19 protein-coding genes are annotated in these 20,885 nt (G+C 66.8%); 9 read left to right on the top strand and 10 right to left on the bottom strand.

The window, feature by feature from the left end; all coding sequences use genetic code 11:
- Window positions 1-5 precede the first annotated feature (5 nt).
- Window positions 6-1,037, top strand: coding sequence for a glycosyltransferase family 2 protein (locus KF887_01715; protein ID QYK41887.1), 1,032 nt, complete (start codon window positions 6-8; stop codon window positions 1,035-1,037).
- A 144-nt stretch (window positions 1,038-1,181) separates the two neighbouring features.
- Here the strand turns inward: KF887_01715 and KF887_01710 are convergent, their stop codons facing one another.
- Window positions 1,182-1,928, bottom strand: a complete 747-nt coding sequence (locus KF887_01710; GenBank protein ID QYK43388.1) for a Crp/Fnr family transcriptional regulator — start codon at window positions 1,926-1,928, stop codon at window positions 1,182-1,184.
- A gap of 64 nt (window positions 1,929-1,992) precedes the next feature.
- Here KF887_01710 and hemN point away from each other — a divergent pair, with 64 nt between their 5' ends.
- Complete coding sequence (gene hemN / locus KF887_01705) at window positions 1,993-3,348, top strand: oxygen-independent coproporphyrinogen III oxidase (GenBank protein QYK41886.1); 1,356 nt, start codon at window positions 1,993-1,995, stop codon at window positions 3,346-3,348.
- Window positions 3,349-3,354: 6 nt separating this feature from the next.
- On the opposite strand, the gene KF887_01700 is transcribed toward hemN, so the two are convergent.
- The 6 genes from KF887_01700 to KF887_01675 all read right to left on the bottom strand — a co-directional run bounded on the left by KF887_01700 (window position 3,355) and on the right by KF887_01675 (window position 11,030).
- Window positions 3,355-4,584 (bottom strand): glycosyltransferase, encoded by a 1,230-nt coding sequence (locus KF887_01700; GenBank protein QYK41885.1) that lies wholly within the window; start codon window positions 4,582-4,584, stop codon window positions 3,355-3,357.
- Window positions 4,581-6,191 carry an ABC transporter ATP-binding protein gene (locus tag KF887_01695; GenBank protein QYK41884.1) on the bottom strand — a complete coding sequence of 537 codons (1,611 nt, stop codon included), beginning with the start codon at window positions 6,189-6,191 and terminating at the stop codon, window positions 4,581-4,583. Before KF887_01695 ends, KF887_01700 begins: the two co-directional genes overlap by 4 nt.
- The gene (locus tag KF887_01690; GenBank protein ID QYK43387.1) at window positions 6,188-7,288 is read right to left on the bottom strand and encodes an ABC transporter permease; all 1,101 of its coding nucleotides are present in this window, start codon (window positions 7,286-7,288) and stop codon (window positions 6,188-6,190) included. Before KF887_01690 ends, KF887_01695 begins: the two co-directional genes overlap by 4 nt.
- 3 nt (window positions 7,289-7,291) lie before the next feature.
- Window positions 7,292-8,389: a microcin C ABC transporter permease YejB gene (locus KF887_01685; protein QYK41883.1), complete on the bottom strand. Its 1,098-nt coding sequence runs from the start codon at window positions 8,387-8,389 to the stop codon at window positions 7,292-7,294.
- A 15-nt stretch (window positions 8,390-8,404) separates the two neighbouring features.
- Window positions 8,405-10,312 carry an ABC transporter substrate-binding protein gene (locus KF887_01680; protein QYK41882.1) on the bottom strand — a complete coding sequence of 636 codons (1,908 nt, stop codon included), beginning with the start codon at window positions 10,310-10,312 and terminating at the stop codon, window positions 8,405-8,407.
- A 202-nt stretch (window positions 10,313-10,514) separates the two neighbouring features.
- Window positions 10,515-11,030: a c-type cytochrome gene (locus tag KF887_01675; GenBank protein ID QYK41881.1), complete on the bottom strand. Its 516-nt coding sequence runs from the start codon at window positions 11,028-11,030 to the stop codon at window positions 10,515-10,517.
- Between the two features lie 118 nt (window positions 11,031-11,148).
- Between KF887_01675 and KF887_01670 the strand changes: the two genes are divergently transcribed.
- Window positions 11,149-11,994, top strand: a complete 846-nt coding sequence (locus tag KF887_01670) for a prephenate dehydratase (GenBank protein QYK41880.1) — start codon at window positions 11,149-11,151, stop codon at window positions 11,992-11,994.
- A 9-nt stretch (window positions 11,995-12,003) separates the two neighbouring features.
- On the opposite strand, the gene KF887_01665 is transcribed toward KF887_01670, so the two are convergent.
- Window positions 12,004-12,477 (bottom strand): SRPBCC family protein, encoded by a 474-nt coding sequence (locus tag KF887_01665; protein ID QYK41879.1) that lies wholly within the window; start codon window positions 12,475-12,477, stop codon window positions 12,004-12,006.
- 66 nt (window positions 12,478-12,543) lie between these two features.
- Window positions 12,544-13,524: an NAD(+) diphosphatase gene (nudC, locus tag KF887_01660; GenBank protein QYK41878.1), complete on the bottom strand. Its 981-nt coding sequence runs from the start codon at window positions 13,522-13,524 to the stop codon at window positions 12,544-12,546.
- Between the two features lie 212 nt (window positions 13,525-13,736).
- Here nudC and KF887_01655 point away from each other — a divergent pair, with 212 nt between their 5' ends.
- The 6 genes from KF887_01655 to KF887_01630 all read left to right on the top strand — a co-directional run bounded on the left by KF887_01655 (window position 13,737) and on the right by KF887_01630 (window position 19,449).
- A complete protein-coding gene (locus tag KF887_01655) occupies window positions 13,737-15,647 on the top strand; it encodes a bifunctional 2',3'-cyclic-nucleotide 2'-phosphodiesterase/3'-nucleotidase (protein ID QYK41877.1) in 1,911 nt (636 codons plus the stop codon).
- 170 nt (window positions 15,648-15,817) lie between these two features.
- On the top strand, window positions 15,818-16,822 hold the full coding sequence (locus KF887_01650) for an ABC transporter substrate-binding protein (protein ID QYK43386.1): 1,005 nt from the start codon (window positions 15,818-15,820) through the stop codon (window positions 16,820-16,822).
- Window positions 16,823-16,877: 55 nt separating this feature from the next.
- Window positions 16,878-17,666 (top strand): ABC transporter ATP-binding protein, encoded by a 789-nt coding sequence (locus tag KF887_01645; protein QYK41876.1) that lies wholly within the window; start codon window positions 16,878-16,880, stop codon window positions 17,664-17,666.
- Window positions 17,666-18,424, top strand: a complete 759-nt coding sequence (locus KF887_01640; GenBank protein QYK41875.1) for an ABC transporter permease — start codon at window positions 17,666-17,668, stop codon at window positions 18,422-18,424. Before KF887_01645 ends, KF887_01640 begins: the two co-directional genes overlap by 1 nt.
- A 54-nt stretch (window positions 18,425-18,478) precedes the next feature.
- The gene (locus KF887_01635) at window positions 18,479-18,823 is read left to right on the top strand and encodes a hypothetical protein (GenBank protein ID QYK41874.1); all 345 of its coding nucleotides are present in this window, start codon (window positions 18,479-18,481) and stop codon (window positions 18,821-18,823) included.
- Window positions 18,820-19,449 carry an HAD family phosphatase gene (locus tag KF887_01630; protein QYK41873.1) on the top strand — a complete coding sequence of 210 codons (630 nt, stop codon included), beginning with the start codon at window positions 18,820-18,822 and terminating at the stop codon, window positions 19,447-19,449. The genes KF887_01635 and KF887_01630 overlap by 4 nt, the downstream gene beginning before the upstream one ends.
- Here the strand turns inward: KF887_01630 and KF887_01625 are convergent.
- The gene (locus KF887_01625; protein ID QYK41872.1) at window positions 19,442-20,818 is read right to left on the bottom strand and encodes an aminopeptidase P family N-terminal domain-containing protein; all 1,377 of its coding nucleotides are present in this window, start codon (window positions 20,816-20,818) and stop codon (window positions 19,442-19,444) included. The genes KF887_01630 and KF887_01625 overlap by 8 nt on opposite strands.
- Window positions 20,819-20,885: the final 67 nt, after the last annotated feature.

The raw sequence follows: 20,885 nt of genomic DNA, 5'->3' as shown, positions 1-20,885 counted from the left end.
GCGCCATGACACGGCCGTTCTCGCGCATCGCCGCTGCCGTATCGCGACGGGCCGGCATCATGCGCGACCGGCTGGCGGTGGCCGCCGCCTTCCGCCACCTCCACGGTCCCGCCCGCGTGACGCTGCGGGACGACCAGGCTGCACTCGTGACGCTTGTCCGCGATGCGGAATGGTTCCTGCATCCCTTCCTTTCGCACCATCAGGCGCTTGGCGTCGCCCACGTGGTTCTGGTGGACAACGGGTCCACCGATGCCACGGTCGACATCGCGCGCGGCTTTGCGGGCGTCACGGTGCTGCGCAACACGCTGCCCGCCCGGCGGCACGAGGTGGCGCTGCGTGCCCGGGCCGCGGCGCGGGTGCTGCGCGGCGGCTGGGTGCTGTTCGCCGACGCCGACGAGATGGCCGAACTGCCGCTGGGCGACCTGCCGGGTCTGCTGCGCTATGCGAATGCGCAGGGCCACACCGCGATCCTCGGCCAGATGATCGACCTATTCGCGCCCGGGCCCTACGCCGCGCAGGCCGGCATGGCCTATGACCGCGCGGTGGATGCCTGCCGGTTCTGGTCGGCGGACGCGCTAGAGCGCATCGCCTATCACGATGCAACCCGCATCGGGTTTCACTGGTTCCTGCGCGACAACATCTGCGACGATCCCGGCGTGATGTTCCTGCAGGGCGGGTTGCGGTCCGAGGTGTTCGGCGAAACCCCGTTCCTGTCCAAGCACAGCCTCGTGCGCAATGTGCCGGGCGTCGATCTGATGACCCACCCGCATGCCGCCAGCCGCGTGCGGCTGTCCGACACCACCATCGCGCTGCGGCACTACAAGCTTGCCGGCCCCTGGCGCGAACGTGACCGCCGCAGCGTCGCCGCCGCCACCTGGGACCATGCCGAGGATGCCCGCCGCCTGCTGGCCGCCAGGGATGACGATTTCCGCATCGCGCCCGCCCGGCCGCTGGCATGGCGCGGCGCGGGCGACCTTCTGGAACGGGGCATCCTCCACGCCTCTGCCCGGGCAAGGGCGGCGCTGTCGGACGGCTGACAGGGCGGGGCCGCGCGTTGCGTTAACCTGCTTGTCCGGGCGCGCAGTGTCGGGACGGATGCCATACGCCTGCCAGACGTGAGCCAGACGCAGGCCAGCCCGCCAATCGCCAGCGGCTTCAACGCATTAACCTGATTCGCGCCGTCAGTTCAGGAAACCGCCATCGCTGTCGTCCCCGGTCTCCTCCATCAGCCGGTCGAAGCTTGGCACCTTCACGTGCCGCTTGCTCTCCAGCACGATCACCCCGTCCTTGCGCAGCGCGGTCATCTGGCGGCTGACCGTCTCCAGCGTCAGGCCCAGATAGTCGGCCATCTCCTCGCGGGTCAGCGGCAGGTCGAAGGTGATCGACCCCTTCGCCGCCTTCAGCTGCAGCGATGCGTCCCGCCGCGCGATGATCGACAGAAGGCTCGCGATCTTCTCGCGCGCCGTCTTGCGACCCAGAAGCAGCATCCATTCCCGCGCCGCATCCAGTTCGTCCAGCGTCATCTCCAGCAGCCGCTGGGCGATGTGCGGGGTCGCCAACATCATGTCCTCAAACGGCTTTTTGCGGAAGCAGCACATCACCAGATCGGTGGTCGCCGTCACGTCATAGGCCGCAGTCGGCCGCCCCGGCCGCCCCACGAAATCCGACGGCAGCAATAGCCCCACCATCTGCCGCCGTCCGTCCTCCATGGTCTGTGTCAGCGTGGCGATCCCCGTCACCACGCTGGCCACGAAATCCATCCGGTCGCCCGACCAGATCACCGTCTGCCCCGCCTGGAAGCTGCGGTAGTACTTGATCTGCTCCAGCCGCACGAGTTCATCCGCCTCGCACCGCGCGCAGACCGCCCGATGCCGGATCGGGCAGCCGCTGCAATCCTGTGTCAGCGCGTGAAAATCCTGTGCCGACATCCAGCCATCCCCTCGCTTGATCTGCATCAAGGCCGCCCTTCGGAACAGGCGGCAATCTCCGCCCATGAAACAGGAATCCGACCTCCGCCGCCACGGTCTTTTTGACGCGCGGGTGCCCCGCTATACCAGTTATCCCACCGCCCCCCATTTCGGCGCGGGCGTGGGCCCTGACCTGTTTACGCAGTGGATCGAAGGGCTTGCACCGGGTTCCACGGTGTCGGTCTACCTGCATGTCCCGTTCTGCCGCAGGCTGTGCTGGTTCTGCGCCTGCCGCACGCAGGGCACATCCTCGGATGCGCCGGTGCTGGCCTATGCCCAAACGCTGCTGTCCGAGATCGCGATCCTGCGCCGTCACCTGCCGCCTGGTGTCGGCCTGTCCCGCCTGCACTGGGGCGGCGGCACGCCCACGCTCCTGTCGCCCGACCTGATCCGCCGCCTTGCCGGTGCGGTGTTCGAGGCGGTTCCACCCCGCCCGGGTGCCGAGTTCTCGGTCGAGATCGACCCCTGCGAGATCGACGAACCGCGGCTGGATGCCCTTGTCGCGGCCGGCATGACCCGCGCCTCGATCGGGGTGCAGGATTTCGACCCCGAGATTCAGAAGGCCATCGGCCGCGAACAGCCCTATGACCTGACCCGCCGGGTGGCCGAGACAATCCGCGACCGTGGCATTGCCAGCCTCAACGCCGATATCCTCTATGGCCTGCCGCATCAGACCCGGACAAGGATTTCCCAGTCTGTTCAGAAACTTCTGACCCTGTCACCCGATCGCGTGGCGCTTTACGGCTATGCCCACGTCCCGTGGATGAGCCGCCGCCAGCAGATGATCCCCTCGGATGCCATGCCCACGCCCGAGGAACGGCTGGCCCTGTTCGAGACCGCGCGCGAACTGTTCGTCTGGGACGGATACGCCGAAATCGGCATCGACCATTTCGCCCGGCCCGAGGATGGTCTGGCACAGGCCCTTGCCGCCGGGCGGCTCCGGCGGAACTTCCAGGGCTACACCGACGATACCGCACCCACCCTGATCGGGCTTGGTGCCTCGTCGATCTCGCGCTTTCCGAAAGGTTACGCGCAGAATGCAAGCGGCACCTCGGACCATACCAAGGCGATCCGCGATGGTCGATTCTCGACCCATCGCGGCCATGTGTTCACCGCCGAGGATCATTGGCGCGCCAGGATCATCGAGGCGCTGATGTGTGATTTCCGCGTGGAGATTCAGGATCTTGTGGAAAACCACGGGGCCAGCCGCGACCGCGTGCTGGCGTTGTTCCGCGAGGTGCGCGACAGCTTTGGAACGATGGTGGCGCTTGACGACCGGGGTCTGTCGATCCCGCCGCAGGGGCGCCCGCTGACCCGCATGATCGCCCGCGCCTTCGATGCCTATGACAACGCCAGGGCCCAGCATTCCGCAGCAATCTGACCGGGCTCAGCGGGCCGTGCCTTCGGCAAAGGCGATCATCTGCGGCAGGCAGATGCCGCGCAGGTCATAGCGCTCCAGCACCGTTGCACGCGCCGCCTGCCGCAGCGGGTCGAACCGCGCGGGTTCCGCCAGCGCCTCGGTCAGCGCGGCGGACCATCCCGCGACGTCGAAGAAATCCACCAGCCGCCCGTTGACCCCGTCGGCGATGACCTCGCGCACCGGCGGCGTGGACGACCCCACGACCAGTGCCCCCGCACTCATCGCTTCCAGCATCGACCATGACAGGACGAAGGGATAGGTCAGATAGGCATGCACCCGGGTCAGCTGCATCAGGGCGACAAAGGTCGGATAGGGCACGCGCCCCAGGAAATGTACCCGCGACAGGTCAATCCTTCCCTCAACCTCTTTCAGGAACAATGACTTCCAGGTCGTGCCCGACGGCGCGGGCCGACCATAGCTGACCTCGTCTCCGCCGACGATCACCACCTGCGCGCCGGGCCGCGCCGCCATGACCGCAGGCAGGGCCCGCATGAAGACATGATAGCCGCGATAGGGTTCCAGGTTGCGGTTGACGAAGGTCAGCACCTCGTCCCCTGCCCGGATGACCAGGCCGCCCGGCAAGGTCACTGCGGCCTCCGGGTTCGGGGCAACGGTGGCGGTGTCGATGCCGTCGAAGATCACGCTGATCCGCGACCGCAGGGCGGGGGGGTGGCTGTCGGCCTGCCAGAAGGTCGGCGAGACTGCGGCATCCGCATGCAGCAGCGCCTGCCCCAGGTGCGCCGCCCGGGCCTGCGCGATCATCAGGGGGTCGATGTTGCTGGCGTGGGTGCCGTCGAACTCCGGGTCGAACCCCACGTCCTGCCCGATCCCGCGGTAGTAGTATTCGGCATAGACAAGATGCCGGGCGGCGGGCCAGATCTCTTTCAGAAACAGCGTTTCGCCCCACCCGCTATGGCCGAACACGACATCGGGCACATAGCCCTTTTCACGCAGCGAAAGCGCGGCGCGCGCAACCGTCACGCCCCGGTCCGACATCTGCGTGAAGTTGCGCCCCAGACGGCAGGCGGCCGGGTCCGGCGGCGCCGCGTCATGGCGGTACTTCATCACCGGAACCGGACTGGGCCTGGTGTTCCGCATATCGGTCAACGCGCGCACCTCGTGCCCCCGCGCCTTCAGGGCCGGAGCCAGATGCGGAAACTGGCCCGGAAAATTCTGATGCACGAACAGTATCTTCACGCCACCGCCTCGACCTGGCCAAAGGCGGCGCGCAGCAGTTCCCGGGTATAGGCCGATTGCGGGGCGCCAAAGACATCCGCCGCCTCGCCTGCCTCGACCACATCGCCGGCCTTCATCACGATCACCTTGTGCGACAGCGCGCGCACCACCCGCAGGTCGTGGCTGATGAACAGGTAGGCAAGGTCATGCCGGCGCTGCAGGTCGCGCAGAAGATCGACGATCTGCACCTGCACCGTCATGTCGAGCGCGCTTGTCGGCTCATCCAGCAGCACCAGCCGGGGCCGCAGGATCATCGCCCGCGCGATGGCAATCCGCTGCCGCTGGCCGCCCGAGAATTCATGCGGATAGCGACCCATCATCGCAGGGTCGAGGCCGACCTCGGCCATGATCTCGGCCACCATGTCGCGACGGTTGCGCCCGGCGTCGACGCCGTGAACGCCCAGTCCTTCGGCGATGATCTCCTGCACGGTCATGCGGGGCGACAGGCTTCCGTAGGGGTCCTGGAAGACCACCTGCATGTCGCGCCGCAGCGGTCGCATCTGGGCGGGGTTCAGCCCGTCGATGCGGTGCCCGCCAAAGGTGATCGGCCCCTCGGACGCGATCAGCCGCAGGATGCCCAGTGCCAGCGTCGTCTTGCCCGATCCGCTTTCCCCGACAATGCCCAGCGTCTCTCCTGCCCGGACTGTCAGGCTGGCCGCGTTCACCGCCTTGATATGGCCCGTCACGCGCCGCAGAAGCCCGGTCTTGATCGGAAACCAGACGCGCAGCGCATCGGTTTCCACCACCACCGGGGCATCCGGCGGCACGGGGTTGGGTTGCCCCTTGGGTTCGGCCCCCAGAAGCTTGCGCGTGTAGGGATGCTGCGGATCGCCAAAGACCCGCTCGGTGGTGCCCTGCTCCACGATCTCGCCGGCCTGCATCACGCAGACCCGGTCGGCGATCCGGCGCACGATGGTCAGGTCGTGGGTGATGAACAGCAGGCTGAGCCCTTCGGACCGCTTCAGGTCGGCCAGAAGATCCAGGATCTGTGCCTGGATCGTGACGTCAAGCGCGGTTGTCGGTTCGTCCGCGATCAGCAGTTCCGGCCCGTTGGCCAGGGCCATGGCGATCATCACGCGCTGCCGCTGACCGCCCGACAGCTCGTGCGGATAGGCGCCGAGGCGGCTTTCGGCATCGCGGATGCCGACCTTTGCCAGCAGGTCGAGGATGCGGACCCGTGCCGCTGCCCCGCTCAGCCCCTGGTGCAGCGCCAGACTTTCGGCCAGCTGCTTCTCGACCGTGTGCAGCGGGTTGAGCGATGTCATCGGCTCCTGGAAGATGAAGCTGATATCATTGCCACGCACCCGTCGCAGGGCGGCCGCATCGGCGCCTATCATCTCGGTGCCGTTGTAGGTGACCGATCCGGCAACCTCGGCCGCATCAGGCAGCAGCGCCACCGTCGACAGGGCCGTGACCGACTTGCCCGAACCGGATTCCCCCACGATCGCAACAGTCTCGCCCCTGCCGACCTCGAACGACACACTGCGGACCGCCTCGGTCACGCGGCCGTCCTGGCGGAAGCGCACCGTCAGGTCGCAAACCCGAAGAACGTGATCCTGGCCGGTCACCTGAATGTCTTTCGCGGGTCAAAGGCGTCGCGGACGCCCTCGAAGATGAACACCAGCAGCGACAGCATGATCGCAAAGGTAAAGAAGGCGGCAAAGGCAAGCCAGGGTGCCTGCAGGTTCTGCTTGGCCTGAAGCGTCAGCTCCCCAAGCGACGGTGCCGAGGACGGCAGACCGAAGCCGAGAAAATCGAGCGCGGCCAGCGACGCGATGGCACCTGTGATGATGAAGGGCAGCAGGGTCAGCGTGGCGACCATGGCGTTCGGCAGGACGTGGCGGAACATGATGACCCGGTCACTGACCCCTAGCGCCCGCGCCGCCCGCACATATTCGAAGTTTCGCGCCCGCAGGAACTCGGCCCTGACAACGCCCACGAGCGCGGTCCAGCCGAAGAACACCGACAGGCCGACCAGCAGCCAGAAGTTCATCGGGATCACCGCCGCCACGATGATGATGATGTAAAGGCTCGGGGTCGCACCCCACAACTCGATCACCCGCTGGAAGAACAGGTCCACAAGACCGCCGAAATAGCCCTGCACCGCCCCGGCCGCGACACCGATCAGCGATGTCAGCGCCGTCACGATCAGCGCGAAGCTGACCGAGGTGCGGAAGCCATAGATGACGCGCGCGGCCACGTCGCGCGCGGTGTCGTCGGTGCCAAGGATATGCGTCGGGTCCGGCGGCGACGGTGCGGCGCGCCCGATGTCGTTGATCGTGTTGTACTTCGCCGGGATCGGCGGCCAGACAATCCAGCCCGGCGTGACGCCCTCGACCTGTCCGGCGGCGATCGCCGCAGTGGTGCCCGCGGGGTCGTCCAGGCAGGCCTCGACCCCGCCGGAACGGATCAGGCATTGCACTTCGGGATCCTTGTATTTCGCCTCGGTGCGGAAATCGCCGCCGAAGGCGGTTTCCGGATAGAACCGGAAGATCGGCGTGTAGAATTCGCCCTGATACCGGACGAGCAGCGGCTTGTCGTTGGCGATCAGCTCGGCGCAGAGCGACAGGCCGAACAGCACCGAGAAAATCCACAATGACCAGAAGGCGCGGCGGTTGGCCCGGAAGTTGCGCCAGCGGCGCTGATTGAGCGGCGACAGGCGGATCACCTAGCCCCTCCGCTCGAAGTCGATGCGCGGGTCGATCCAGACATACATCAGGTCCGACAGGATCCCCATGAGCAGGCCCATCAGGCCAAAGACGAACAGGGTGCCGAAGATCACCGGGTAGTCGCGCGACACCGCCGCCTCGAACCCCAGCCGGCCCAGCCCGTCGAGCGAGAATATCGTCTCGATGATCACGGACCCGCCGAAGAACACGCTGACGAAGACCGCCGGAAAGCTGGCGATGACGATCAGCATGGCATTGCGGAAGACATGGCCATACAGAACCCGCGACTCGGTCAGGCCCTTGGCGCGGGCGGTGACGACGTATTGCTTCTTGATCTCGTCCAGGAACGAATTCTTGGTGAGCAGTGTCAGTGTCGCAAAGGATGATATGGTCGAGGCGATCACCGGCAGCGTGATGTGCCACAGGTAGTCCACGATCTTTCCGCCCAAGCTGAGCGTTTCCCAGTTGTCGCTTGTCAGGCCACGCAGCGGGAACCAGCGCAGATAGGAACCGCCCGCGAACAGGACGAGCAGCAGGATGGCGAACAGGAACCCGGGAATGGCATAACCCACGATGATCGCCCCGCTGGTCCAGGTGTCGAAGGGCGTGCCGTCGCGAACCGCCTTGCGGATGCCCAGCGGGATCGAGACCAGATAGGCGATCAGCGTCGACCAAAGGCCAAGCGTGATCGAGACGGGCATCTTTTCCAGCACGAGGTCCAGAACCGAGATCGACCGGAAATAGCTGTCGCCGAAGTCGAGGCGGATGTAGTTCCACATCATGTTCAGGAAGCGCTCGGCCGGCGGCTTGTCGAAGCCGAATTCGCGTTCCAGCTCGGCGATGAAGTCGGGCGGCAGGCCACGCGAGCCCAGGTAACGGTCGTTCGCGCCGCCGCTGCCTGCGCCCTGGTCGCCCATCGGCAACCCGTCGCCCCCGCCCGAGATGCCCGCGAACACGTCGCCGGAGCCTTCCATCCGCGCGATGATCTGCTCGATCGGCCCGCCCGGCACGAACTGGGTGAGCGTGAAGTTGATCAGCATGATCCCGAACACCGTCGGGATCACCAGCATCAGCCTGCGCAGGATGTAGGCGCCCAAAGCCCCGCCCCGGGATCAGAACGCGCCGGCGGCGCGCAGCCGCGCCGCGGCCTCGGCGTCGAACCACCAGAAGTCGAGTTGCCCGACCGCCAGCGGCGGCAGCGGCTCCGGGTGGCGGTACATGTCGTAGTAGGCGACCCAGGTATCGGGGTTGTAGTAGATCGGGATGTCAAACTCGATGGTGCGCAGCACCCGGTCCACCGCCCGCACCGCCGTCTTGAGTCCATCAAGCGTCTCGGCGTCGATCACGTTGCGGATCAGCCGGTCCACCGCCGGATTGCGCAGCCGCATCAGGTTGCGCGAACTGTCATCGGCCGTCTTCGACGCGAACCACTGCTCCAGCCCGATCGAGGGCTCGAACGGCATGTCGAAACCCTGATAGGTCATGTCGAAGTCGCCCCGGCGGCGACGCTCGACATAGGCCGCCGTGTCCAGAAGCTGCATGCTGGCGTCGATGCCCAGTTCCTTCAGGTTCTCGATGAACGGGTTCACCACACGGTTGAACAGCGGGTTGAACTGGATGATCCGCAGCGTCAGGACCTCGCCCGCGGCGTTCCGCCGAATGCCGTCGTTTCCAGCCGGCCAGCCGGCTTCGTCCAGAAGCGCGCCAGCGGTGCGGCGCGCTGCGCGCGGAGGCAGGTTTGCGCCCGGCTCATGCACCGGCGGCACCGCGGCTTCATCCGTCAGGATGCTTTCGGGCAGCAGTCCCTCGGCCACCAGCGGTTGCAGCAGCGCGGCTTCTTCCGGGCCGGGAACACCGGTCGCTGCAAGATCGGTGCCCGACCAGAACGACACCGGACGCTTGTAGAGATCGTAGTAGAGCGAGGCGTTCGACCATTCGAAGTTGAACATTGTCGCGATGGCACGGCGCAGCCGGGGGTCCTGCCAGCGCGGGCGGTCGAGGTTGAAGACCCAGGACAGGCGTGTCGCGACATCACCCGACGGAATACCCTTCTTCACTACCCAGCCACGCTGGATCGCGGGAAAGTTGTATCCCGTGGCCCAGTCCTGAGCGGAATTTTCAGTGCGGAAGGTATAGATGCCCGCCTTGAACCCCTCGAAAGCCGCGTTGCTGTCGGCAAAGTACTCCACTCGGATGCGGTCGAAATTGTTGCGGCCTCGGCTGAACGGAATGTCATTGCCCCAGTAGTCGGGGTTCCGGGCGTAGATGACCTGGCGGTTGAAGTCGAAGCTGTCCAGCACATAGGCGCCGGTCGACATGAAGGGCCGCTGCGACGACCGGTCAAGGCGCGTGCCGGTGCTTTCGAACCAGGCCTTCGAGAATACGGGCGTTCCTCCGGCAAAACCCACCCGGTCGCGTACCGGCGCCTCGGCGTTGAAGCGGAAGGTGATCCGGTAGGGGCCTTCGACCTCGACCGCGTCGATGAAGCCCTCGACGATCCGGCGGTATTCGGGAATGCCCTGGGTCTGGAACAGGTCGAAGCTGTAGGCCACGTCATCGGCCGTCATCGGCGAACCATCGGAAAACCGCACGTCATCGCGCAGGTTGAAGGTCACGAAGGACAGGTCGGCAGGGTATTCCAGTGTCGTGCAGAGAAAGCAGTAGGCGCCATAGGGATCGTCGGCGGTGCTGGTCAGGATCGATTCCGAGCCGATGGTGTTCAGCGCCGCCGGCACGCCCTCGCGGGCATACTGGTTGAAGCTGTCGAAGTTCCCCTGGCTCCAGATCGAGATCTCTCCGCCCTTCGGTGCGTCGGGGTTCACATAGTCAAGGTGCGGGAAGTCGGCGGGGTACCTGAGTTCACCAAAGCTCGAATAGCCATGCGAAACGGTCAGGTCCTGTCCGCGTGCCAGCGTCGCCGAAGCACCGATCAGCGCAAGCCCGAGGCCGGTCGCAAGACAGATGCGTCTTGCCGCGCCGTCTGCCGTCATCACACGCACCGCGCCTTGCCTGTCCGCCATCCGCCGCCTCCTCGCGTTTCCGCTGCCGCTCCGCAATGATGATGCGTAAGCGCGCGCTGTCGATGCCTCAAGCCACGATTGCGCGAATTTGAGCGGATGCGGCCCCGCGTGCCGGTTTTCTGGCCTGCTGCAAGCGGCGCGCACGGGAAAGGCCTGCATTCAGGTCATGAATGCAGGCCATCGGTGGTGCTGGTCGGCAGGATTACTGGCTGGTGGCCAGCCAGGCGATCAGGTTCGCCCGTTCGGTCGGGTTCGGCAGGCCGGCAAAGCTCATCTTGGTGCCGGGCGCATAGCCGCGCGGGTTGGTCAGGAAGGCATCCAGGTTCTCCGGCGTCCAGGTGTCCGCCGACATCCCGGCCAGAACCGCCGAATAGGCAAAGCCCGCCGATGCGGCCTTGGCCTTGTTGACGATGCCGTTCAGGTGCGGCCCGGTTCCATCGGTGCCGTCCATCTTGTGGCATGCGCGGCACTTCGAGAACGCCCGCTCGCCCGCGCCGACATCGGCGGCGGCGAGAAGCGCGTCAAAGTCCACCGTTTCCGCCGGAGCGGCGTCGGTTTCCTCAACGCCCGTGTCGATGACATAGGCCTGCGTCACCTCGCCATGGCCGTCACCGCCTACGTGATAGATCGTCTCGGCCGCCCAGGCGCCCAGCAGGAACACCAGAAGCGAGCCGCAGGTTGCACCCAGAACCTTGGTCACCGTCATCGTGTCGAACATGTCGCGCCCTGCCTTGCGTCAATTCCCGCGCGCTTCTACCCGCTTCCACCCTCCGGGTTCAAGGTGTAGTGCCGCGACCGATTGCCCTTCTGCCCTGATCCACCCGACGAGGCCCCAGATGACCGCCCCAGAAACCCGCCGCATCGCATTCCAGGGCGAACTGGGCGCCTATTCCCACCAGGCCTGCCGCGAGGCGCGTCCCGGGATGGAGGCCGTGCCATGCCGCACCTTCGAGGACGCAATCGAAGCCTGCAGATCGGGCGAGACCGACCTGGCCATGCTGCCGGTCGAGAATTCGACCTATGGCCGGGTTGCCGACATCCATTCCCTTCTGCCCGGCTCTGGCCTCTACATCGTGGACGAGGCATTCGTGCGCGTCCACATCAACCTGCTTGGCATTCGCGGCACCCCGATCGGCGACGTGAAGGCGGCGATGAGCCATACGGTTCTGCTGGGCCAGTGCCGGGGCTTCCTGAAGGAACACGGTCTGCGCGCTGTCACGGGCGCCGATACGGCCGGATCGGCCAAGGTGGTTGCGGAACGGGGCGATCCCACGCTTGGCGCCCTTGCGTCGGAACTCGCGGGGGAGATCTACGGTCTCGACGTTCTTGCCCGACAGATCGAGGACCAGTCGAACAACACCACCCGGTTCCTTGTCATGTCGCGGACGCCCGACTTCACGCGGCGCGGACCCGGCAAGATGGTCACCACCTTCACCTTCCGCGTCCGCAACATTCCTGCCGCGCTCTACAAGGCGCTCGGCGGTTTTGCCACCAACGGCGTCAACATGACCAAGCTGGAAAGCTACATGGTCGGTGGATCGTTCACCGCGACCGAGTTCTATGCCGATATCGAGGGCCACCCCGAAGACGCGCCGGTGCAGCGGGCGCTCGACGAACTGACGTTCTTCACCTCGGAACGCACGATCCTTGGCGTCTATCCGGCCGATCCGCGCCGTGCCTGACGGGCGGTGTCAGCGCGGGCGGCTCTGGCGATAGCGTTCCTGCACCGTGGCGGCCAGTTGGCCCATCCGCATCTCGAATCGCTGCTCCACCCGCTTTCGCGCCAGTTTCAGGGTCTGAAGGAACAGGCGCGCCGCCAGCGTCTGCGGCTTGATCTCGACACCGACGACGATGCGGGTGCGCTTTGGCCCCATTTCGACCAGATCGACCGACAGGGTTCCCTGCACCATGTCGCCGGTTCCCGCGAACTCCATGCGGGTGGGCGGCTGCAGGTCTGCAACCCGCAGGTTCACCTTCATCGGGCGGCCGCGATAGGCAAAGCCCACCTCCCATGTGCTGCCCGGGCCCGGAACGGGCGCGGTGTCCAAGCGCCGCACCTCGGCGCCCCGGCGCAGCGCGGCACGTTCCCAGTGGTCGGCATCCGCAAGCGCCGCATAGACAAAGCCGATGGGCGCCTCGATATCCTCGCGCGTGCTGAGTTTCATGTCCTGACCTTGCCTGTGGCCGGGCGTTGCCCGCCCGTTCCGCGCTTTCCGTGCCGCAAGGTGCCGTCAATCCAGCCGATCCGCAAGCCACGCCGAAATCAGCGCATGTGCGATCGCGCCGCGACGAGCCGGCCGCACGTCGGAATGCCGGCCGGCCATCACCTCGACCATTTCCTCGCGCCCGATCCACCGGGCATCCTCGATTTCGGCCGGATCGGGCGTCAGCGTCTCGGTCAGCGCCTGCGCCACGCAGCCGATCATCAGCGAGGCCGGGAACGGCCAGGGCTGGCTGGCGGCGTACCGCACCCGGCCGATGGTGACGCCGGTTTCCTCGACCACCTCGCGCCGCACCGCGGCCTCGATCGTCTCGCCCGGTTCCACGAAGCCCGCGAGGCAGGAGTACATGCCCTGCGGCCAGCCGGGCGACCGGCCCATCAGTGCGCGGTTGCCATGGATGACCAGCATGATCACGACCGGGTCGGTGCGCGGAAAGTGGTTCGCCCCGCAGGCGGTGCAGCGCCGCTGCCAGCCGCCCTGAACCGGTTCCGACCGCGCGCCGCAAACCGCGCAGAATCCGTGGCTGCGATGCCAGCCCAGCACGGCCTTCGCGGTGGCCGCGAGTTCGCCCTCGCGCGGGGTCAGCCGCAGCATCATGCCCCGCAGTTCGGCAAAGACCTGTTCGGGTGGCAGCGCGGGGTGATGTTGTTCGCTGGCATCGAAGAACCCGGCCTGAACAGCCTCTGCACCGGCTTCGGGCGACCAGTCCGAGATGTCCTGCGCAAATCGCGCGACCCCCTCGTCAAGCCCGAGGAACACCGGCGGTCCGCCCTGCGTCAGCGCCGGATGTCCGGCTTCCAGCCAGCCCAGCCCCGTGCTCCTGTCGATCAGTGGTTTGCCGCGCCAGATCGGCAGGATCCGGCCATCCGCAAGTCGCGCCGCAAGCGCCTCGGGATCGCCGCGCAGCTGCGCCGCCCTGTCCAGCCCCGATGTCCCGAAGGCGAAACCGTCCACGCGATCCTCCCGTCCTGTCCCGGCCCCTGATGCCATGCGCAGGGCGGCGGCGAAAGACTGGCGGCGCGTGCAGGACCGGCGTTGTCCGAAATGCAACCATATGGTGAAAAGACCATCAAATCCGTGCCCGTCCAATGGCGCCCGAGGCAAAACAACCTAATGTCTGTATTGTAAAAATCAGAACGCCGCGCCTGCGCGCTGATTTGAGGGCAGAACGTCGGGGTGCACATGATCGGATGCCGCGCAGCATGACGGGCGCAATCGGCCTGCCGGTGCTGGACGATTCTGCCTTCCGGCTGCGGATACTGGCAACCTCGGACCTGCATGCGCATGTCTATCCGTGGGACTATCATGCGGACCGCCCGAACGATGCCGTGGGTCTCGCCCGTACGGCGCGGCTGATCGACCGATTCCGCGTCGGGGCGACGACCATCCTGCTCGACAATGGCGATTTCCTTCTGGGTTGCCCGATTGCGGACCGGCTTCCTGTCCTGCCGGACGGTCCGGAACGGGTGCATCCGGTGATCGCCGCGATGAACGGGCTTGGCTATGACGCCGTGACGCTGGGCAATCACGAGTTCAACCATGGCCTGTCCTATCTTCGACGGGTGCTTGCCGATGCGGCCTTCCCGGTGATCTCGGCCAATACCTTCCTGGTCGACCCCGCAGAGGCTCCAGGCCATCTTGTTCCGCCCTTCGTCCTGGTCGAACGCGATCTGGCGGCGCCCGACGGCCGGTCCGCGCGGCTGCGCATCGGCGTCATCGGCTTCCTTCCCCCCCAGACGATGCAATGGGACAGTGAGGTCCTTGCCGGGCGGGTGGAGACCCGGGACATTCTGGCCACCGCGCGTGACTGGGTGCCCCGCCTGCGCGCCGCCGGGGCGGACATCGTCGTCGCCCTTGCCCATGCCGGGATCGGCGCCGCCGATCCGAAGCCGGGAATGGAGGATGCGGCCACGGCGCTCGGTGCCCTGACAGGGGTCGATGCGATCATTGCGGGCCATTCGCACATGGTTTTTCCCTCGCCGGGTTTCGCCGAACAGCCCGGGGTCGATCCGGCCCGGGGCCTGCTGAACGGCACGCCAGCCGTGATGCCCGGCGCCTACGGATCGCATCTGGGTGTGATTGACCTGTCACTGACACACGACCGGGGCGGCTGGCGCGTCACCGGCGCGCATTGCGCTGTTCACCCCGTGTTCCGGCCAGCCGGAAGGGGCAGCCCGGTTGCCGCTGCCACGGTGGACAGTTGCGAACGGGTGCTGGCGGCCGCCGCCGCCGACCACGCCGCCACCCTGTCGGCCATGCGCGAGACGCTGGGGCACACCTGGCAGCGCCTGACGACGCATTTCGCGCTTGTCTCCGACACGGCGGCGATGCGCGCCGTGGCCGCCGCGCAGGTTCACCACATCGCACCGCAGATGCGCGGCACGCCATGGGAAGACCTGCCGCTGCTGGCTGCGGCGGCGCCGTTCAAGGCAGGGGGGCGTGGCGGACCCGACCATTTCACCGACATTCCTGCCGGTCCGGTTGCCCGCAGGAACCTTGCGGATCTCTACCCGTTCCCGAATCGGCTTCGGGCGCTGCAGGTCACCGGTGCGGGGCTTGTGGAATGGCTCGAACGGGCGGCCGCCGTCTTCCTTCAGATCCGGCCCGGCATCGCGAACCAGCCGCTGATCGACCATCGGTTCCCGGGCTACAACTTCGACGCGATCGCGGACCTGTCCTATGTCATCGACCCCACGGCGCCGGCCCGCTATGACGTGAGCGGCGAACTGGTCGATCCGCAGGCGCACCGCATTCGCGATCTGCGCCATCTGGGGCGCCCGGTTGGTCAGGCGGACCGGTTCGTGATCGTCACCAGCAACTTCCGGATCGCGACCTGGCCGCGCCTTTCGGCGGCAGAGGGCCCGCGCGCAGTCCTGGGTGATGCCACGACCGGCGAAGGCGCGCTTGTCGCATGGGCGCAGTCGGGTGGCGCGCTGCGGATCCGGACCGAACGGAACTGGCGCCTCCACCTGCCGCCAGGAACTTCGGCGCTGCTGCAGACCTCGCCCGCGGCTGACCCGGCCGATCTGGCCGGATCAGGCCTGGTGGCCGAGCCCCTCGGGCAGGATGACCGTGGCTTTGCCCTGATGCGGCTGACCGCTGACGCAGGCTGAACCCGAAGGCTGCCGATTTTTCGTGCATTCTTCCCCCAAGCTGTGCCTTTCTTGGGCGGTCGTTGCGGGCGACGCGATGGCACAGAACAAGAGTCGTGGCCCGGACCCACCGACACGGCAACACTCGCATGCGTCGCGCGGTAACTGCACCGCTGCCCAAGGAGGAAACGATGTTCCTGCGTCACCTGTTCACCGCCACCTTCGCTCTTGCTGCGCTTCCGGCTGCCGCCCAGACCAATCTGCCCTTCGCGCTTGACTGGAAGTTCGAGGGCCCGTCAGCGCCCTACTTCCTGTCGATCGACAACGGTCACTTCGAGGCCGAGGGCCTGACCGTCGAAATCCTTGAGGGGGCCGGTTCGCTCGATGCGATTCCCAAGGTCGCGACGGGGGCGTTCCCGGTCGGCTTTGCCGACATCAACAGCCTGATGAAGTTCCTTGACCAGAATCCCGACGCCCCGGTGATCGCGGTCATGATGGTCTATGACAAGCCGCCCTTCGCGATGGTCGGGCGCAAGTCGCTGGGGATCGAGGGGCCCAAGGATATCGAGGGCAAGATTCTGGGCGCCCCCCCGCCGGACGGTGCCTGGGCACAGTTCCCGATCTTTGCCGCCGCGAATGGCATCGACATGTCCACCGTGACCGTGGAGCCTGTCGGTTTCCCCACCCGCGAACCCATGCTCGCCGAAGGCAAGGTTGCCGCGGTCACCGGGTTCTCGTTCTCGTCGACGCTGAACCTGAAACGCCTGGGCGTGCCCGAGGATGACCTCTCGGTCGTCCTGATGGCGGATCACGGCGTGGCACTCTATGGCAACGCGATCATCGCGAACGCGGAATATGCTGCCCAGAACCCCGCGGTGATCGAGGGGTTCCTGCGTGCGGTGGCGAAGGGCTGGAAGGACGCGATCGCCAGTCCGGATGCGGCCGTCGACGCGCTGATCAAGCGCAACCCGGCGGCCGACAAGGCGCTTGAGACCGAGCGGCTGGCCATGTCGGTGGCCGACAACGTGCTGACCGACCATGTCAAGGCAAACGGAATGGGCGGGGTGGACCCGGCGCGCATGGCCACGGCGATCGAGCAGACAAAGACGGTCTATGAATTCAAGACCGAGCCCGATGCGTCGAAGTACTTCACCGATGCCTACCTGCCGAAGGATGGCAGCCTGATGCTGCAATGATAGCGCGCGCCGCCCCGGACCGGGGCGGCGCGGTTGCAGGGCCGGTGCCATCCGCATGACGAACCTCATCGAGATCAAGGGCGTGACCCACGCCTACCGCACGCAGGCCGGTCCGCTGCCGGTGCTGGACAACCTGAACCTTGCGATACCCGAGGGCGAGTTTGCCGCCGTCGTCGGGCCTTCGGGCTGTGGCAAGTCCACGCTGACCCGGCTGGTCGCGGGCCTGATGAAGCCGGATCGCGGCGAGGTCTGGTTGCACGGCCAGATCGTGAAATCCCCGCGCAAGACCGTCGGGATGGCGTTCCAGAACCCCGTCCTGCTGGAATGGCGCACCATCCTGCAGAACGTCATCCTGCCGCTGGAAATTGTTGCGCCTTCGATGTCGCGCGCCATGCGGGTGGCCCGGGCAGAGGAGCTGCTGGCGCTTGTCGGCCTGACAGGGTTCGAGGAGAAGCGCCCGTCGGAACTGTCGGGCGGAATGCGGCAACGCGCCAGCCTTTGCCGTGCCATCGTCCACAAGCCCGAGGTGCTGATCATGGACGAGCCCTTTGGCGCGCTCGATGCCTTCACGCGCGAGGATCTGTGGCAGACGATGCGCGACCTGCGGGCGAAGGAACCCTTCACCTGCGTGCTGATCACCCATGACCTGCGCGAGAGCGTGTTCCTGGGCGATCAGGTGATTGTGCTTTCGGGCCGCCCGGCCACCACGCAGCATGTGCTTGACGTGACCTTGCCGGCCGATCGCACCATCGACAGCCTCTACACACCCGAGGCCGCCGCCATGCTGCACACGCTCCGCAGCCAGATCAGCATCGCGCAGGGACGCGCGGGGGTGGCGCACTGATGTTGAGGCAGATCGCCGTCCCGCTTGCCGCTGTCATTGCGTTCCTGTGCTTCTGGGAATGGATCGTCTGGGTGAACAACTGGCCGAACTACAAGATGGCCTCGCCATCGGATCTGCCGCCGGCATTCTGGCGGTTCCGCTGGCTGTTCCTCGAGATGGGCTGGCAGACGCTGTGGCGCACGGTGGCAGGGCTCGGGATTGCCGTGGTGGTTGGCACCCTGCTTGGCATGGCGATGGGATTCTCGCGCGTCGTACGCGATGCGCTTTACCCCCTGCTGGTGGGCTTCAACGCCATCCCCAAGGCCACCCTGGTGCCGGTGATCGCGCTGATCTTCATCGGGCAGCACGATTTCAACACCGTGCTGATGGCGTTCCTGATCTCGTTCTTTCCGATCGCGGTGTCGGTCGGCATCGGCCTGTCCACGCTGGAGCCCGAATACCGTGACATCCTGCGCGCGCTTGGCGCGTCCAGGATCACGATCTTTCGCAAGATCGCCCTGCCGAAGACGCTGCCGGAGTTCTTCGGTGCGCTGAAGGTATCGGTCACACTGGCCTTCATCGGAACCAATCTCGTCGAGATCGTGTCGCCCCACAGCCGTGGCCTTGGCGCCCTTTTCAAGTCGGGAGAGACGAACGGTGACTATCCGCTGATGTTTGCCGTCCTGATCGCCTTGGCCTTTCTGGGGATCGTGCTGTACTACGCCGTCGTGGCACTGGAACGCATCTTCGCCGGATGGGCCGAACGACGGGCTGCGTGATGGACAATCCCGCCCCGGCGGGGCAATGAGGCCCCGACCCTGCCGGAGCCGCCGATGCGCCTGATCCGCCTTGCCCTGATCGTGATCGTCCTGCTGGCGATTGTCGCGGCGCTGACGCGGCCCGGTCCGGCCGAATTCGATGCCATGCTGGATGCGGCCATCCGCGAGCGCGTGGCCAACACCGACCTCGATGCATCGGGTGCGCCGTTGCCCACGATTGCCCTTGCGGCCTGCAAGATGCGCCCCACCGACTGTGTGTCGCTGGTGCGCGACACGCTGGATGTGACCTTCGAGGAGGGTATCTTTGTGACCCGCGCCACGGTCGAGGGATTCGGGCGCACCGCCACCTGCCGGGGTGCCTTTGGCCGCTTTGTCTGCGACCGCGAGGTGGCCGGATGATCTGGCACGCGGTGGTTTTCGATCTTGACGGGACGCTTCTGGATACCGAGGCGATCACCCACGCTGCGGGCATCGCGGCCTTTTCGGCGCAGGGCATCGCGGTGGATCCGACCTTTCTGCACAGCCTGGTCGGGGTCGATGACTTGACCGGTGCCGCCCGCATCCGCGCGGCCTTTCCGGCCATGGACCTTGTGGCCTTTGCCGCGTCCTGGACCGTCGAGGTGCGTGCGCGGCAGGCGAAAGGCATTCCGCTGAAACCCGGGGTGGCCGAGCTTCTCGCGGCCTTTCCGCAGCCCCGTGCCATTGCCACCTCGTCACAGGCCGAAGCCGCGCGGCGCAAGCTGGCGCTGACGGACCTTGCGCGCCACTTCCCGCATGTCGTGACGTTCGACGATGTGGCGCGGCCCAAACCCGCACCCGATGCCTACCTCCGCGCCGCGGCGCTGCTGGGTGCCGACCCTGCGCGCTGCCTGGCCTTCGAGGACAGCGATACCGGCGCCGCCAGTGCCCATGCGGCAGGGTTCACCGTGGTGCAGGTGCCCGATCTGCTGCCGACCGAGGGGCGGCATGCGCATCATGTGGCACCTGACCTTCTGTCGGGCGCCCGCGCTGCGGGGCTTATCTGAGCGTCACGACCAGCCCGGGGTCCAGCATCCAGGGCGCCACGATCCCGCAGGTGTCGGCCAGAGGCAGCAGACTGTCGGGCACCCGCATCCCGATGACCTCCCGCATGAACGCGGCCCTTGCCGCACAGCGCGCCGCCACCGCAGGGAAGCGCGCCGCAAGATCGGCCCGCAAGGCATCGTCCGCGACGACATAGCCATCCTCCATCCGGGTCGAACCATACACCGGGTGCCCGGGAATCACGTCCATCTGCATGGCCATGCCTGACGCGAGCGGTTCAGAGGATCCCTCGGCGATGGGCGAACTCATCCATTCGTCAAGGCCGATCAGATGCCCGGGATTCAGGAACACCCCGAACTGGTCGAACGGCAACGTCTCTTGCATCGCCGCCCAGACCTGCCCTCCCGTCACGCCCGGCCGCATCAGGGCGCACCAGCCGGACATGGCCGCGACATAGGGAAAGACGAAGGCCGCGGCATAGTCTCGGGCGGCTTCCGGCAGGTCGTCGCTGCCCCGCGCCAGCCAGCCTGCGCGGCAGATGTTCGATCCCCAATGCGCGATGTTGAAGCTGATCGGCGATCCGGCCCGCAGGACCTGCCCGGTCGGACCCGAAAGCCCCATGTCCGCCCTTGATCCGGTGGCAAAGGTCATGTGGCACGACAGCGGCAGGCCACCGACGCCGGCCGCCTGCACACAGTCGAAATCGGTCATTCCCTCACGCAGGGCAAAGGCCATGCGCCGCAGTGCCGCCGCTGCCATGTGGTTGGCAAACTCCAGCCGCGCGATCCCGGCCGCATCGACCCGCGCACGCAGGCCGTGGCCGGGATGCATGAACAGGTCGGTCGCATTCTCGACCCGCCCGGCATGGGCGCGCAGCGGATCGGCAAGGAAGGCGGGCAGGTCCAGCGTGACCGTGGGGTCATCGCATTCCTCGCCGCTGAACCATTTCCATCCGGCAGCGCCGACCCTTGCGCCGGCGGGTATCGCCTGCGCGAGAAGATCCGCGATCCGCGCGCCGCCGCGTGGCTGTGACGGCAGGGACAGCGTCGCGCAAAGCACTGGCTGCACGTCGCCTGCGGCCACGAGTGGCGAAACACCTGTGTAGGCCAGGCATTCATTGCCTGCGATCAGAACGGCGTCCGCAGCCGTGATCACCATCACCGCCTCTTCGAACCGGGGGTCGAAGCCTGTCAGCCAGTGCAGGTTCGCCACATGCTCGCGGTCGCCATAGACGACAAGCGCCGTCTGGCCCCGCGCGGCCATCGCCGTCCGTACTGCCGACAGCCGTTCGCGGTATTCGGAAAGCGCCGGTTCCGGCGGCACGTCGGGCGCGCCGAAATCCGGCCATTCGATCCGTGTCAGCCGTGCCATGTCCATGCCCTCCGCCGCTTCGGGCGGAGGCTAGCGACCGGCGCAGCGCCGCGCAATCACGCCGCGC

This window comes from Paracoccaceae bacterium, assembly GCA_019454225.1.
GTDB lineage: Bacteria > Pseudomonadota > Alphaproteobacteria > Rhodobacterales > Rhodobacteraceae.
Note: the sequence above shows the minus strand (reverse complement) of the source record. Positions and strands in the feature narration are given on the sequence as shown.

Excerpts from the sequence above, each read along its gene's own strand:
- KF887_01715 (QYK41887.1), top strand. The coding sequence starts at position 6 with ATGACACGGCCGTTCTCGCGCATCGCCGCTGCCGTATCGCGACGGGCC.
- KF887_01710 (QYK43388.1), bottom strand. The coding sequence starts at position 1,928 with ATGTCGGCACAGGATTTTCACGCGCTGACACAGGATTGCAGCGGCTGC.
- hemN (QYK41886.1), top strand. The coding sequence starts at position 1,993 with ATGAAACAGGAATCCGACCTCCGCCGCCACGGTCTTTTTGACGCGCGG.
- KF887_01680 (QYK41882.1), bottom strand. The coding sequence starts at position 10,312 with ATGGCGGACAGGCAAGGCGCGGTGCGTGTGATGACGGCAGACGGCGCG.
- KF887_01675 (QYK41881.1), bottom strand. The coding sequence starts at position 11,030 with ATGTTCGACACGATGACGGTGACCAAGGTTCTGGGTGCAACCTGCGGC.
- KF887_01670 (QYK41880.1), top strand. The coding sequence starts at position 11,149 with ATGACCGCCCCAGAAACCCGCCGCATCGCATTCCAGGGCGAACTGGGC.
- KF887_01665 (QYK41879.1), bottom strand. The coding sequence starts at position 12,477 with ATGAAACTCAGCACGCGCGAGGATATCGAGGCGCCCATCGGCTTTGTC.
- nudC (QYK41878.1), bottom strand. The coding sequence starts at position 13,524 with ATGGCATCAGGGGCCGGGACAGGACGGGAGGATCGCGTGGACGGTTTC.
- KF887_01655 (QYK41877.1), top strand. The coding sequence starts at position 13,737 with ATGACGGGCGCAATCGGCCTGCCGGTGCTGGACGATTCTGCCTTCCGG.
- KF887_01650 (QYK43386.1), top strand. The coding sequence starts at position 15,818 with ATGTTCCTGCGTCACCTGTTCACCGCCACCTTCGCTCTTGCTGCGCTT.
- KF887_01645 (QYK41876.1), top strand. The coding sequence starts at position 16,878 with ATGACGAACCTCATCGAGATCAAGGGCGTGACCCACGCCTACCGCACG.
- KF887_01640 (QYK41875.1), top strand. The coding sequence starts at position 17,666 with ATGTTGAGGCAGATCGCCGTCCCGCTTGCCGCTGTCATTGCGTTCCTG.
- KF887_01635 (QYK41874.1), top strand. The coding sequence starts at position 18,479 with ATGCGCCTGATCCGCCTTGCCCTGATCGTGATCGTCCTGCTGGCGATT.
- KF887_01630 (QYK41873.1), top strand. The coding sequence starts at position 18,820 with ATGATCTGGCACGCGGTGGTTTTCGATCTTGACGGGACGCTTCTGGAT.
- KF887_01625 (QYK41872.1), bottom strand. The coding sequence starts at position 20,818 with ATGGCACGGCTGACACGGATCGAATGGCCGGATTTCGGCGCGCCCGAC.